Origin of the sequence: Streptomyces sp. H27-D2 (assembly GCF_035828615.1) — a bacterium.
In the GTDB taxonomy this organism is placed as follows: domain Bacteria; phylum Actinomycetota; class Actinomycetes; order Streptomycetales; family Streptomycetaceae; genus Streptomyces.
In genome coordinates this window covers 1-12,596 of the sequence record NZ_JAYMZR010000144.1, presented here as the reverse complement: position 1 = coordinate 12,596, position 12,596 = coordinate 1, and the positions used below count along the sequence as shown (strand labels likewise).

13 protein-coding genes and 1 pseudogene are annotated in these 12,596 nt (G+C 73.7%); 9 read left to right on the top strand and 5 right to left on the bottom strand.

What is annotated here, in order from left to right; all coding sequences use genetic code 11:
- A pseudogene (locus tag QMK28_RS32035) lies at positions 1 to 265 on the top strand (transcriptional regulator); the annotation flags it as partial.
- A 136-nt stretch (positions 266 to 401) separates the two neighbouring features.
- Here QMK28_RS32035 and QMK28_RS32030 read toward each other — a convergent pair.
- Entirely contained in the window at positions 402 to 1,172 is a 771-nt protein-coding gene (locus tag QMK28_RS32030) for a GntR family transcriptional regulator (RefSeq protein WP_326443211.1), read from the bottom strand.
- Between the two features lie 182 nt (positions 1,173 to 1,354).
- On the opposite strand from QMK28_RS32030, the gene QMK28_RS32025 reads away from it, so the two are divergent.
- Positions 1,355 to 2,101: an SDR family oxidoreductase gene (locus tag QMK28_RS32025; RefSeq protein ID WP_326443210.1), complete on the top strand. Its 747-nt coding sequence runs from the start codon at positions 1,355 to 1,357 to the stop codon at positions 2,099 to 2,101.
- 132 nt (positions 2,102 to 2,233) lie between these two features.
- Here QMK28_RS32025 and QMK28_RS32020 read toward each other — a convergent pair whose 3' ends face one another.
- Positions 2,234 to 3,118, bottom strand: a complete 885-nt coding sequence (locus tag QMK28_RS32020; protein WP_326443209.1) for an RNA polymerase sigma-70 factor — start codon at positions 3,116 to 3,118, stop codon at positions 2,234 to 2,236.
- A 265-nt stretch (positions 3,119 to 3,383) separates the two neighbouring features.
- On the opposite strand from QMK28_RS32020, the gene QMK28_RS32015 reads away from it, so the two are divergent.
- From QMK28_RS32015 to QMK28_RS31990, 6 genes are all read left to right on the top strand, one after another.
- Complete coding sequence (locus QMK28_RS32015) at positions 3,384 to 4,217, top strand: alpha/beta fold hydrolase (RefSeq protein ID WP_326443208.1); 834 nt, start codon at positions 3,384 to 3,386, stop codon at positions 4,215 to 4,217.
- A 348-nt stretch (positions 4,218 to 4,565) separates the two neighbouring features.
- Positions 4,566 to 6,134 (top strand): alkaline phosphatase D family protein, encoded by a 1,569-nt coding sequence (locus QMK28_RS32010; protein WP_326443212.1) that lies wholly within the window; start codon positions 4,566 to 4,568, stop codon positions 6,132 to 6,134.
- A 94-nt stretch (positions 6,135 to 6,228) separates the two neighbouring features.
- Positions 6,229 to 7,617 carry an SWIM zinc finger family protein gene (locus QMK28_RS32005; protein ID WP_326443207.1) on the top strand — a complete coding sequence of 463 codons (1,389 nt, stop codon included), beginning with the start codon at positions 6,229 to 6,231 and terminating at the stop codon, positions 7,615 to 7,617.
- 296 nt (positions 7,618 to 7,913) lie between these two features.
- Positions 7,914 to 8,780 carry an FAD-dependent oxidoreductase gene (locus QMK28_RS32000; RefSeq protein WP_326443206.1) on the top strand — a complete coding sequence of 289 codons (867 nt, stop codon included), beginning with the start codon at positions 7,914 to 7,916 and terminating at the stop codon, positions 8,778 to 8,780.
- 8 nt (positions 8,781 to 8,788) lie between these two features.
- A complete protein-coding gene (locus QMK28_RS31995) occupies positions 8,789 to 9,355 on the top strand; it encodes a DUF1990 family protein (protein WP_326443205.1) in 567 nt (188 codons plus the stop codon).
- A 75-nt stretch (positions 9,356 to 9,430) separates the two neighbouring features.
- Complete coding sequence (locus tag QMK28_RS31990) at positions 9,431 to 10,879, top strand: GNAT family N-acetyltransferase (protein ID WP_326443204.1); 1,449 nt, start codon at positions 9,431 to 9,433, stop codon at positions 10,877 to 10,879.
- A gap of 170 nt (positions 10,880 to 11,049) precedes the next feature.
- Here QMK28_RS31990 and QMK28_RS31985 read toward each other — a convergent pair whose 3' ends face one another.
- Both QMK28_RS31985 and QMK28_RS31980 read right to left on the bottom strand, forming a co-directional pair.
- On the bottom strand, positions 11,050 to 11,421 hold the full coding sequence (locus QMK28_RS31985; protein ID WP_326443203.1) for a toxin Doc: 372 nt from the start codon (positions 11,419 to 11,421) through the stop codon (positions 11,050 to 11,052).
- Complete coding sequence (locus QMK28_RS31980; RefSeq protein WP_326443202.1) at positions 11,421 to 11,654, bottom strand: hypothetical protein; 234 nt, start codon at positions 11,652 to 11,654, stop codon at positions 11,421 to 11,423. The genes QMK28_RS31985 and QMK28_RS31980 overlap by 1 nt, the downstream gene beginning before the upstream one ends.
- Before the next feature lie 96 nt (positions 11,655 to 11,750).
- On the opposite strand from QMK28_RS31980, the gene QMK28_RS31975 reads away from it, so the two are divergent.
- Positions 11,751 to 12,197 carry an Lrp/AsnC family transcriptional regulator gene (locus QMK28_RS31975; RefSeq protein WP_326443201.1) on the top strand — a complete coding sequence of 149 codons (447 nt, stop codon included), beginning with the start codon at positions 11,751 to 11,753 and terminating at the stop codon, positions 12,195 to 12,197.
- A 61-nt stretch (positions 12,198 to 12,258) separates the two neighbouring features.
- Here QMK28_RS31975 and QMK28_RS31970 read toward each other — a convergent pair.
- Positions 12,259 to 12,596: SbcC/MukB-like Walker B domain-containing protein (locus QMK28_RS31970; protein ID WP_326443200.1), on the bottom strand; the 338-nt coding region annotated here is incomplete at its 5' end.

Below are 12,596 nucleotides of genomic sequence, written 5' to 3'. Positions count from 1 at the left end.
CATCCAGCGGCTGGTGCACGACGTCGCGGCACTGGTGCTGGCGCTCGATCCGGAGCTGGTGGTGGTCGGCGGCTGGGCCGCCGGACTCGACGGCGTACTGGACCCGCTGCGGGACGAGTTGGCGCGGTACTGCCTACGCCCGCCCCAGGTCGCGCAGTCGCTGCTGGGCGAGGCCGCCGTCGCGACGGGCGCGCTGCGGCTGGCGCTGGACCATGTGGAGGAGCAGCTCTTCGCGGTCGAGGGCGCGGTGACGGCCCGCCGCTGACGCCGTTGCGACGCGCCTCTCCGCTACGCAGTCCTCCCGTACCGGCCCGGCATCCGAAGACCGGGCACCGAGGAGAGGGGAACCGGTGGCCCGGAGCCCGGACGCCCGGGTGAGCGTCCGGAGCCGGCCTCAGGTCTCAGGAAGCGCGGCGCTGCCGGCCTTCGCCCTGGTGGGTGATCTCTATGCCGCCGCTGTCGCCGAAGGTGAGGCGGCAGGTGTCGGCGCGGTACGTCGCCACCGCGACGGCGGCGGTGCGGGCGCCCACGAAGTAGCGGGTGGTCAGGACGAGCACCGGAGCGCCGGGCAGCCGGTCGAGCTGCTTGGCGTCGTCGGCGCGCGCGGAGCCGAGCTCCACCGCCCGGTCCTGGCCGGTCAGTTCGAGGCGCTGCAGCTCGCGCAGCACGGAGCGGGCGCGGGCCGGGCCCGCCGGGACGTCGATGGCGCTGAGGTCCGGCACCGAGCCCGCCGGGACGTACAGCAGCTCGGCGGCGACCGGCTGGCCGTGCGTCACCCGGCTGCGGCGCACGGTGTGCACCAGTGCGTCCGGCTCGGTCTCCAGGAGTGCGGCGACGGCGGCCGGCGGTGTGGCGTCGGAGCAGCCGACGGGCTGCCAGGCGTCGTCGCCCTCGCCCGGCCAGGTGTGCTGCGCGGGTCCGACGGCGACACCCATCCGCGGCGGGGCCACGGTGGTGCCGACGCCCCGGCGGCGCTGCAGCCGGCCTTCGAGTTCGAGCTGTTCGAGGGCCTGCCGGAGGGTGGCTCTGGCGACGCCGAACCGGGCCGCCAGCTCGCGCTCGTTGGGCAGGATCTCGCCCACCGAGAACTCCGAGTCGAGGGCGTCCGTGAGCACTGTCTTGAGATGCCAGTACTTCGGCTCCGGCACCGTGTCCAGCTGCGTGGTCGCCACCCTGTCCTCCGCAATCGCCGTGTCCCGGCTGCTTTTATGCGCCCTTGTTTATTAAAGGTCCTTGCACTAACCCTGCGACCATAGGACGGAGCCCACCCTTGGTCAAGACCAATCCTCGATCCCGTCGGTGACGTGCGGTAGCTTCGACCGATCCAACGGGGTGTACAGGGGAGGAACAGCGCATGGGCGAGATCACTGTGGTCACGGGCGGCGGCCGGGGCATCGGCGCGGCCGTCGCGCTACGGCTCGGGCACGCCGGGCACCGCGTCGGCATCGGCTACGAGCGGGACCGGGACGCGGCGGAGAAATCGGCGGCCGGCGTGCGGGCGGCGGGCGGGCAGGCGGTGGCGGTCCAGGTGGACACCAGCGTCGAGGAGCAGGTCGACGCCCTCTTCGACACGGTGAAGGAGGCGCTGGGGCCGATCACCGGGCTGGTCAACAACGCCGGGATCACCGGTCCGCTGGGCCGTTTCACCGAGACGCCGGTCGCCGAGATGCGGCGGGTCGTGGACGTCAACGTGATGGGCGCGCTGCTGTGCGCGCGCCGCGCGGCTCTGGAGCTGTCGACCCGCTACGGCGGCCAGGGCGGCGCCATCGTCAACATCTCCTCGGGCGGCGCCACGCTGGGCAGCCCCGGAGAGTACGTGCACTACGCGGCCAGCAAGGCGGCCATCGACGCGCTGACGCTGGGCCTGGCCAAGGAGTTGGCCCCGGACGGGGTCCGGGTGAACTCCGTCCAGCCGGGGTTGATCGTCACGGAGATCCACGCCGCGATGGGCGACCCGGAGCGGCCGTGGCGCAACCCCGAGCGGGTGCCCATGCGGCGGCCGGGCGAGCCGGACGAGGTCGCGGCGGCGGTGGCGTGGCTGATGTCGCCGGACGCTTCGTACACGACGGGCGCGGTGCTGCGGGTGGCCGGCGGGCTCTAGTGCCCCTCCCGGCAGGCTTCGCCCCGTCGCGGCACTGGAGACAGCGAGGGGAGGGTCGCGCCGGCGCAGCTCCGGCGGCCTCGGGGTTCACGCCGGATGCTGCTCGCGCCGGGGGCCGCCCCCGGGAACCGCTCAGGGCAGTGGCAGCCGCGCGAGCTTGTCCGGGTTGCGTATGACGTAGACCGACTGGATCTTCCCGTCGGCGACCTCCATGCTGAACACCGCGTCCGCGCGGCCCTCCGAGAGCACCAGCAGCGCGGGCCCGCCGTTGAGCTCCACGAACACGAACTCCGCAGCGGGAATGGGCGACTTGGCCGCGCCGATGAGGAAGCGGCCGACCTTGTCCGCGGTTTCGATGACCCGCAGCGGCGCCTTCGCCTTGCCGCCGCTGTCGCCGACCAGCCGGACGTCGGGGGCCAGCAGCGCCAGCAGCCCGTCCAGGTCGCCGCCGGCGGCCGCGGCGAGGAAGCGCTCGGTCAGATCGCGCTGTTCGACCGGGTCCACCGGGAAGCGCGGCCTGCCCTCGTCGACATGCCGCCGGGCCCGCCCCGCGAGCTGGCGCACGGACGACTCGCTGCGGTCGAGGATCGAGGCGATCTCCGCGTGCGGGTAGCCGAAGGCCTCCCGCAGCACGAACACCGCGCGCTCCAGCGGCGAGAGCGACTCCAGGACGACGAGCACGGCCAGGGTCACGGACTCGGCGAGCAGCGCCTGCTCCGCGGTGTCCGGGGCGGTGGGGCCGAAGTCGGTGACGATCGGCTCGGGCAGCCAGGGCCCCACGTACGCCTCGCGCCGCGCCCGCACCTGGCGGAGCCGGTCGATGGCCAGCCGGGTGGTGATCCGCACCAGGTAGGCGCGTGGTTCGCGGACGGTCTCCCGGTCGGCGCCCGACCAGCGCAGCCAGGCCTCCTGGACGACGTCCTCGGCGTCGGCGACGCGGCCGAGCATGCGGTAGGCGACGCCGGTCAGGACGGGTCGGTGCGCTTCGAAGACTGCGGTCGCGGTATCGGTGGCCACCGACCCATCCCACCGCGCTCCCCGAGCCTTGTCCAGGCGGGATCCGGCGAAGCGGTGTGTTCTGCGGCACGGTCCGGCCCAAGCCGCCGGTATCGCGTGTCCAGGACCGGCAGGGCGCGTCGGGCGTCGCGGGCGCGGTACGAAGCGGGTCCCGCGGACCGACGAGCGGCCTTCCCGCCGCGTCGAGTTGCTGACATGGTGTCTAGTACTACCGGCGAGTACCGACGAGCGCCGACACCTCTCCCCGCACCCCTTGGAGTCTCCCGTGACCGCACCGGTCTCCTTCGTCCACGCCACCCCCGAGGGGCTGCCCGCCCTCCGGGTCGCCTACGAACGGCGCGGCGCGGGCGAGCCGCTCGTCCTGCTGCACGGCATCGGGCACCACTGGCAGGCGTGGGAGCCGGTGCTCGGCATCCTGGCCGCCTCGTACGACGTGATCGCGCTGGACCTGCCCGGCTTCGGCGCCTCCCCCGCGCTGCCGGCCGGCATCGGCTACGACGTGCCCTCCGTGGTGCGGGCGCTGGCCGCGACCTTCAAGGCGCTGGGCGTCGACCGCCCGCATGTGGCCGGGAATTCGCTCGGCGGACTGCTCGCGCTGGAGCTCGGCCGGGAGAAGCTGGTGCGGTCGGTGACCGCGCTCTCCCCCGCCGGATTCTGGACCGAGGGCGAGCGGCGCTACGCGTTCGGAGTCCTCGGCGCGATGCGGGCCGGAGCGAAGCTGCTGCCCCAGCCGGTGGTCGCCCAGCTGGCCCGCACCGCCGTCGGCCGGATGGCCCTGACCGGCTCCATCTACGCCAGGCCCGGACGGCGCTCGCCGCAGGCCGTGGCGGACGAGACGCGGGCGCTGCGCGAGGCCACCGGCTTCGCGCAGACGCTCACGGTCGGCCGCGCCGGGGTGCGCTTCACCGACGACATACCGGACGTGCCGGTGACGATCGCCTGGGGAAGCCGCGACCGGCTGCTGCCGCGCCGCCAGGGCATCCGCGCCAAGCACACGATTCCGGACGCGCGACTCGTACGGCTGCCCGGCTGCGGGCATGTGCCGATGAGCGACGATCCGGCGAGGGTCGCACGGGTCATCCTCGACACCGCCCGCTGAGCCGGCCGGCACCGCGTTCGCCGTACCGGCCGCGTCCTCGCGGGCCGGCGGCGGTGGTTCGGCCATCAGGACGACCTGCTCCATCGCGAGCTGCCGAAGCCGGTGCTCCGGGCGTGGGCTGCGACCGGGACCGGGCACCCCGCTGCCGGACCTCCCGCCCGCCATCCGCGCCCGGCCGGCGGGCGGGGCGTACGGCCGGGACGGGCCCGGCCCGAAGGCGACGGTGCGGCGGGCTTCCTTCCGCGGTGCGCGAGTTGTTCACTGGGCGTTCCGGTGCGCGGCACGGCGACCCGGTAGAGGTGGCACGGCACAGTGATCCGTCCTTCCACAGGAGACGAGTTGAACACGATGAGTCGGCCCAACCCGGAGCCCGTCAGACGCGCGGTACTCCAGGGCGGTATCGCCCTCTCGGCGGCGCTCGCCCTGCCGTCCGTCCTCGGGGCGGCGCCCGCGCAGGCGCTGTCCGGACGGCCCGCCGCCCGGTGGGGCGTCGAGGTCGGGGACGTCACCACGTCATCGGGGCTGGTGTGGGTGCGCTCCGACCGGCGCGCCCGGATGATCGTGGAGACCTCGGCGACCGAGTCCTTCCGCAAGGTCCGCAGGACGCACGGTCCGGTGCTCGGCCCCGGCACGGACTTCACCGGGACCACCTCGCTGCGCGGCCTGCCGCCCGGCGAGCAGATCCACTACCGAGTGCTGCTCGCGGACCCCGACGACCCGCGGCGGACCGGCGAACCGGTGTACGGCACCTTCCGCACCGCGCCCGCGCGCCGCGAGGACGTGCGCTTCCTGTGGTCCGGCGATATCGCGGGGCAGGGCTGGGGCATCAACCCGGACCGGGGCGGCTATCGCGTCTACGAGGAGATGCGCCGGCTGGACCCGGACTTCTTCCTGTGCAGCGGCGACAACATCTACGCGGACGGCCCCATCCTGCCCACCGTCGCCCTCCCCGACGGCAGCACCTGGCGCAACGTCACCACGGAGGAGAAGTCGAAGGTCGCCGAGACGCTGGCCGAGTTCCGCGGCAACTTCCGCTACAACCTGCTCGACGAGAACCTGCGGCGCTTCAACGCCCAGGTGCCGTCCATCGTCCAGTGGGACGACCACGAGGTGCACAACAACTGGTATCCGGGGCAGATCCTCAACGACGCCCGCTACACCGAGAAGAACGCGGACGTCCTCGCGGCCCGCTCACTGCGGGCGTGGAGCGAGTACTTCCCCGTCTCGACGCTGCGCCCCGACAAGGACGGCCGGGTGTACCGCGTACTGCGACACGGGCCGATGCTCGACGTGTTCGTGCTGGACATGCGCACCTACCGCAACGCCAATTCGCCGGGCCGGCAGACGGCGGACGGGCAGGGCATCCTCGGTGCCGAGCAACTGACCTGGCTGAAGCGGGAGTTGAAGCGCTCGCGGGCGGTGTGGAAGGTGATCGCCTCCGATATGCCGCTGGGGCTGGTCGTCCCGGACGGGGCGGCCAACTTCGAAGCGGTCGCGCAGGGCGATCCGGGAGCGCCGCTCGGCCGTGAACTGCAGATCGCCGAGCTGCTGCGGCACATCAAGCACCAGCGCGTCACGGGCACGGTGTGGCTGACAGCGGACGTGCACTACACCTCGGCGCAGCACTACGACCCGTCGCGGGCCGCGTTCAAGGACTTCGCGCCGTTCTGGGAGTTCGTGTCGGGGCCGATCAACGCGGGCGGCTACCCGGCACTCAAGCTGGACGGCACCTTCGGACCCGAACAGCCCTTCGTGAAGGCGCCGGCGAAGGCCAACACTCCGCCGGCGGACGGCAATCAGTACTACGGCGAGGTGGAGATCGACGGGGGCAGCGGCGAGCTGACGGTACGGCTGCGCGCGGACGGTGGCGCGGTGCTGTTCTCGAAGGTGCTGCAACCGGGGCGCGTCGGGCAGTGAACGGGGGCTGACCTGGGGGAAGGGGCGGCGCTCCGGCCGTCTCCTTCCCCCCGCTCACCGCCCGTTGTCAGTGCCTGGACCTACCGTTCCGATCATGACGCGATCCGTACAGGTCTTCGCCTATCTCCGCCCATCGGCAATCCGGAACGCCCGGGACGGGAAGCTGTTGGCCCTGGAGACCTCGGGCGGGAGCACCGCCGGCGGGACCCGGCCCCACCCGTCGTTCTTCTCCGGCTTTCTGGCCTCTCCGCAGGCCGCCGCCGCCGGTCTGCTGTCGGTCGCCGATGTGGCGGCGGCCCGCTATGGCCAGCGGCTGCTGGGCCGTTCGCTGGACCCGGTGGTCAGCGGCAACGGCGACCGGCTGCGGTTCGAGTCGTTCTCCGGCTGCCGCGGGGTCCACGCCCGGCTGGACGTGCTGCGCGCCGGGCTGGACGGCGGCCAGATCGGCCACGGCACGACGAATGTGGACGTCAACGTCCCGCTGCGGGAGGCGCTGTCCCGGATCGGTGCGGGCGACCCGACGCGTCTGCGGGTCGGTCCCGATGAGCCTGCCGTCACCCCCCTCGGCGGGCCGGTGCTGGAGAAGAAGGTGCCGCTGCCGGACCACTGGCTGCGGGGGTTCGCCGAGACCCAGGTGATCGCTTCCGGCTTCGACCTGCGGGCCGAGCTGACCGGGGCCGACGCGCTGGGCTTCCTGCGCTCGCTGCCGCGCGGCCACGCCCGGGACTCGTCGCCCGGCGCCCAGTGGCTGACCCCGGCGGGCCGTTCGCTGCGCCCCGTCACCCGGCCGGCGCCGGGCGCGGTGTGCCTGCCGGGACCGGAGCGGCTGGCCGCCCTGCAACGCGTACTGCGGCATGTGACGGGCCTGCGGGTCTACGGGCCGCCGGTGGCCGCGCGGGCCGCCCCGGTCGCGAGCGCCTGGGAGGTCTCGATGCCGGGCATGCGGCTCACGCTGATGCTCTCGCCCGAGACGAGCCGCGGCTTCTCGGGCGAGGGCGGGGCGCTGGAGGCGCTGAGCACCCACGAGGCCGCGGAGGACGCCGAGTTGGTCTCCGTCCTGCTGGCCTGGGAGCCGCGCATCGACCCCGCCGAGCTGGCGGAGCGGGCCGGGCTGAGCGTGCGGCGCGCACAGGCCGCCCTGACCCGGCTGGCGACCGCGGGCCGGGTCGGCTACGACACGGCGGAGGCCGCGTACTTCCACCGGGAGCTGCCGTACGACGCGGAGCGCGCCGAGCGGCACACCCCGCGGCTGCGGGCGGCCCGCGCGCTGCTCGACACGGGCGCGGTGACGCTGGACGGCGAAATGGCGTCGGTCGCCTCCGGCGACCACGCGCACCGGGTGCGGCACGCGAGCGGCCCCCTGAGCTGCACCTGCCCGTGGTGGGCGCAGTACCGGGGCGGGCGCGGGCCGTGCAAGCACGCGCTCGCGGTACGGATGCTGCGCCGGGGCGCGGCGTCGGAGCGCGTCGGGAGCGCGCGGTGATACGGCGGCCGGAGCGGTGCCGGCGGGCGGCCGTCGCGGCGGCGGAGCTGGGCGCCGCGGAGGGCGACCGGCTCGCGGGGTCGCCTCGGGCCGGATACCGGGGCTCGCCGCGCCGGCGGAGAGCCGGGGCTCGTCCCGGCCGTGAGCCGGGCGAGACGGCTGCTGTGCGGGCTGACGGCCGGCGCGGGTACGAAAGCGGGTACGAAAGCGTCACCGGAATCGGCCGTCGACTGGCCCCGGGCGGCCCCACCGGCCAAGGTGGTGGGCGCCAACGGCAGCGGGAAGGGTGCGGCGGGATGACCGAGCAGGTGGATGTCGTAGTGGTGGGCTTGGGGCCGGGCGGCGAGCATGTGGCCGGGCGGATGGCCGACGCGGGCCTGCGGGTCGCCGGTGTGGAGGCCGAGCTGGTGGGCGGCGAGTGTCCGCCGGAGGAGCCGGAGTCCTCGGCGCTGGCCTCCGAGGTGCTGAGCGCCGAGGGCCTGGCCGTACGGACCGGGGCGCGGGCGGCCGAAGTCAGCCACAGCGGAGCCGGGTTCACCGTCCGGCTGGAGGGCGGCGAGGAGCTGACGGCCGAATGCCTGCTGGTCGCGACCGGGCGCCGGGTCGACCTGTCCGAGCTGGGCATGGACACCGTCGACCTCGACCCCGGCGCCAGGGCGCTGGAGGTGGACGGCCGGATGTCGGCCGGTCCGGGCCTCTGGGCGATCGGCGATGTGACCGGGCGCGGCGCGTTCACCCATATGGCGATGTACCAAGCGGAGATCGCGGCCCGCGCGCTGCTGAACGAGCCGGGCCCGGAGGCCGACTACCGCGCGGTCCCCCGAGTCACCTTCACCGATCCGGAGATCGGCGCGGTGGGGCTGACGGAGCAGCAGGCGCGGGAGCGGAACCTGCGGGTGCGCACCGGCGTCGGGCAGGTCCCGACCTCCACTCGCGGCTGGATCCACAAGGCGGGCAACCAGGGCTTCATCAAACTCGTCGAGGACGCCGACCGCGGGGTGCTGGTCGGCGCGACCTCCGCCGGGCCGATGGGCGGCGAGGTGCTCTACGGCCTAGCCGTGGCGGTGCAGGCCGAGGTCCCGGTGGAGCGGCTGCGGCACATGATCTACGCCTACCCGACCTTCCGCCGCGGAATGGAGGACGCTCTCGCAGCTCTGCGTTGAGCCGGCCCATGGGTGAGATCACCGCTGGACACCATTACGCCGAGGTCGGCGCGACCCGCGACGCCGACCTCTCCCGGACCGCCGCGCTGCCGCCCGGCTACCACCATCTGCGGGTGCGGACCCTGCTCGGCCACGGGCCCGGGACGCTGCGCGCCGCGGGCGAGGCGTTGTTGGACTGGCGGATGCACCGGGCCGTAGGCGTGTCGGTCGAGGCCGGCGCGCCCCGCGCCGCGCCGGGCGTGCGCGTCACCGTCGGTCTCGGCGTCGGGCGGCTGCGGCTGCGCGCGCCGTGCCGGGTGGTGTGGACGGTCGAGGACGGGACCCGGATCGGGTTCGGCTACGGCGCGCTGTCCGGTCATCCCGAGAGCGGCGAGGAGTCGTTCGTCGTCGCGCTGCGCGCGGACGGTTCGGTGGTGCTGACGGTGACCGCGTTCAGCCGCCCCGCCCGGTGGTTCACCAAGGCGGCCGGGCCGCTCGCCCCGGTCTTCCAGCGCGCGTATGCCCGGCGCTGCGGGACAGTCCTGCGCAGCGCGGCGGCCAAGGATCTCGCCCATAAGGCCAAAAACGGTCGGTAGCTGTCCAGAAACGTCTTAACCCATCGGTCACAAAGCGTTCGTGATCAGGCAACACCCTTCCGGCAGGGTGGTGTCATGACTGAAATGAATCCGGACAAGCACTCCCGGCGACCGCGGCGCTCCAAGCGGGCTCATCACTGGCGGCGTGATCTGGTCGAACTCGCCGCGCTGTTCACCGCCGTGGCGGTGGCGGACGCGATCGCCAACACCATCGCGCACGGCCCCGACGGCCCGGTCCTGCTGGTCGCCTCGGCCGCCCTACTGCTGGCGACGACCGGGTTCCACACCTGGTGGGCACGCCATCACACACACGCTCCGCCGCCGACCGATACACGCGCCGCAGCGATCGTCCCCGTCGCCGTCGCCCCCTGTGACCTGGAGCGGAGCCCCGCGGGCGAGACGGACGAGACGGCGCTGTGGCGGATGCGGACGACCGTACGGGACGAGCCGGGCAGCCTCGCGACGGTGTGCGCGGCGCTCGCCCGGCACCGGGTGGACATCCTCACACTGCAGACCCACCCGCTGTCCGACGGCACCGTGGACGAGTTTTTGCTGCGCGCCCCGGCCTGGCTGCTGCCCGCCGAGCTGACCCGCGCGGCGGCCTCCGCCGGCGGCAGCAGCACCTGGGTCGAACGGGCCGACGCGCACGACCTGGTGGACGGCCCGACCCGGGTACTGGGCCTCGCGACCCGCACCGCCCTGGACACCTCCGAGCTGCCGTTGGCGCTGCGTCAGCTGCTGGGCCGGTGCAGCATCCACTCGCTGCCCGCCGTCTCGGTCGGCGGACACCGCAGGGACCAGAGCGGCGTTCCGGCGGACGGTGTGCTGGAGGAGACGGTGATCCGGCTGCGCGACCCCTCCGGCGGCACGATCACCGTCGAGCGGCCGTATCTGCCCTTCACCCCGACCGAGTTCGCGCGGGCCCGCGCGCTCGTCGAGCTGGACGGGCTGCTCGGTCCCCGGGTGCCGCACCGCCGCGATGTGCTGACCCTGCCGGAGGGCAACGAGATCACCGTGCGCCGGGCCGGCTCCGCCGACCAGGAGGCCGCCCGCGAGATGCACGACCGCTGCTCGCCGCAGACGCTGAGCCTGCGCTACCACGGCCCCGTCCGGGACGCCGACCGCTACCTCGGCCACCTGCTCAGCCCGCGCTTCGGCCGCACCCTGGCCGTGCAGACCACCTCGGGGAAGCTGGTCGCGCTCGGCCATCTGCTCTGGGACGGCGACGAGACCGAGGTCGCGCTGCTGGTCGAGGACGACTGGCAGCGGCGCGGGATCGGCGCGGAGCTGCTGCGGCGGCTCGTGAGGCTCGCCGTCGAGGCGGGCTGCGACAGCGTCTACGCCGTCACCCAGTCGTCCAACACCGGGATGATCTCCGCCATGCGCGGCCTGGACCTACCGCTGGATTACCAGATCGAGGACGGCACGCTGGTGGTCACCGCGCGGCTGGCGTCCGCGCCTCCCGCGGGGATCTCGGGCTTGCTGTCCGGGACGGCCTCCCCGGAGTCGACGGGGCGGCGCTGAGCCGCGTTCCCCTGGGCCGGTCCGGCCGGTGGACAGCTGTCCTCAATCGCCTGGGGGCGCCTCCCGGCACCCGCGCGCTGCCCGGGTCGCGGGCCCTGTTCCAGCTGACCGGCCCCGACGACTATCCGGTGCGTGTCGCGGTGACCGGGACCGGGCCCGCAGCCGGCCGGTCAGATCCGCCAGCCGCGAATGCGGTCGGCGCTCTCGTAGACATCAGCCTGGTAGTCCTTGATGTCACGGGCCAGGTCGACCATGGCGCCGTACGGAGCGTCGACGCCCTCGCCCGCGGCGGCCATATAGGCGACCACCACCATGCACGCGTACAGACTGTTGCGCCCGGGGAGCGGCTGGAGCCGCACGAGGGTCTCCATCAGCGCGGCGGCGCGCCAGGCTGTGTCGGGCTCGTGCTCGAACTTCGCGGCGTCGAAGGCGTGCCGGGCGACGGCGGCGGCGAGCGCGGTGTAGTCGTGGACGACGGGCTCCTCGTCCAGCTTCTGCTCCTGGATGCCCAGCAGCCAGGGCAGATCGATCTGCAGAGGCATCAGGCAGCCGCGCTCGGCCGGTCGGTGCGGGGCACCTCGTCGGGGAAGGCGGCGTCGAACTCCTCGCGGTGCTCGTTCCAGAACGCGGCCGCGGTCTGGACGAACAACCGCCGCTGCTGTTCCCTGACGGTCAGGTCGTGCACATACGCCTTCACACTCTTGCCGTCGGCGGCCGCGGCGGCGCGCACCGCGGCGAGTTCCTCTTCGGTGTATTCGATGTTGAGCGCTGGCATACCACCTACGGTACCGCTCCGGTACCGGATTCGGCACTGCGAGGTTCCCCGGCAAAACCCTTGATCTGCCGGGGTTTTCCCTGCTACTTATCGACCATGACCGGTTATTCGCCTGACGCCACCGACTGGCGCATCCTCGACGCCCTGCAGAGCGACGGCCGCGCGGGCTTCGCCGAGCTGGCGCGCACCGTCAGCATGTCGTCGAGCGCCGTCACCGAGCGGGTCCGCCGCCTGGAGGAGGCCGGGGTGATCTCCGGATACACCGCGGTGCTCGAACCGGAGAAGCTCGGGCTGCCGGTGCTGGCGTTCGTACGGCTGCGCTACCCGACCGGCAACTACAAGCCGTTCCACGAACTGCTCGCCGTCACCCCCGAGGTCCTGGAGGCGCACCATGTCACGGGCGACGACTGCTTCCTGCTCAAGGTCGCGGCGCGCTCGATGCGGCACCTGGAGGAAGTCGCGGGCCGCATCGGCGCGCTCGGGTCGGTGACCACCAGCGTCGTGTACTCCTCACCGCTCTCCCGGCGGGCCATAAGCCAGTAGGCACCGGCCGGTGGCCGGGCCCGCCGCGGAAGCAGCGGGCGGGCCCGGCCGCCGTTCGCTCTCAGCCGGGGTCCGCCGCCGTGGAGTGGCGTACGGACGAGCCCGCCCGGTCCTTGACCACCCGCAGCTGGGCCGGGATCCGCTGCCGCAGATCCGCGACATGGCTGACGATGCCGACCGTGCGGTCCCGCTCGCGCAGCGAGTCCAGCACGTCGAGGACCTCGTCGAGGGTCTGCTCGTCGAGGCTGCCGAAGCCCTCGTCGATGAAGAGCGTGTCGAGTTGCATGCCGCCCGCCTCGTCGGTGACGACGTCAGCGAGGCCGAGCGCGAGGGACAGCGAGGCGAAGAAGGTCTCGCCGCCCGACAGGGTCGCCGTGTCGCGCTCGCAGCCGGTCCAGG

Bases quoted from the DNA above. Each gene is read 5' to 3' on its own strand.
- QMK28_RS31980 (WP_326443202.1), bottom strand. From the start codon at position 11,654: ATGCCAGCGCTCAACATCGAATACACCGAAGAGGAACTCGCCGCGGTG.
- QMK28_RS31990 (WP_326443204.1), top strand. From the start codon at position 9,431: ATGACTGAAATGAATCCGGACAAGCACTCCCGGCGACCGCGGCGCTCC.
- QMK28_RS32025 (WP_326443210.1), top strand. From the start codon at position 1,355: ATGGGCGAGATCACTGTGGTCACGGGCGGCGGCCGGGGCATCGGCGCG.
- QMK28_RS32000 (WP_326443206.1), top strand. From the start codon at position 7,914: ATGACCGAGCAGGTGGATGTCGTAGTGGTGGGCTTGGGGCCGGGCGGC.
- QMK28_RS31985 (WP_326443203.1), bottom strand. From the start codon at position 11,421: ATGCCTCTGCAGATCGATCTGCCCTGGCTGCTGGGCATCCAGGAGCAG.
- QMK28_RS31975 (WP_326443201.1), top strand. From the start codon at position 11,751: ATGACCGGTTATTCGCCTGACGCCACCGACTGGCGCATCCTCGACGCC.
- QMK28_RS31995 (WP_326443205.1), top strand. From the start codon at position 8,789: ATGGGTGAGATCACCGCTGGACACCATTACGCCGAGGTCGGCGCGACC.
- QMK28_RS32005 (WP_326443207.1), top strand. From the start codon at position 6,229: ATGACGCGATCCGTACAGGTCTTCGCCTATCTCCGCCCATCGGCAATC.
- QMK28_RS32010 (WP_326443212.1), top strand. From the start codon at position 4,566: ATGAGTCGGCCCAACCCGGAGCCCGTCAGACGCGCGGTACTCCAGGGC.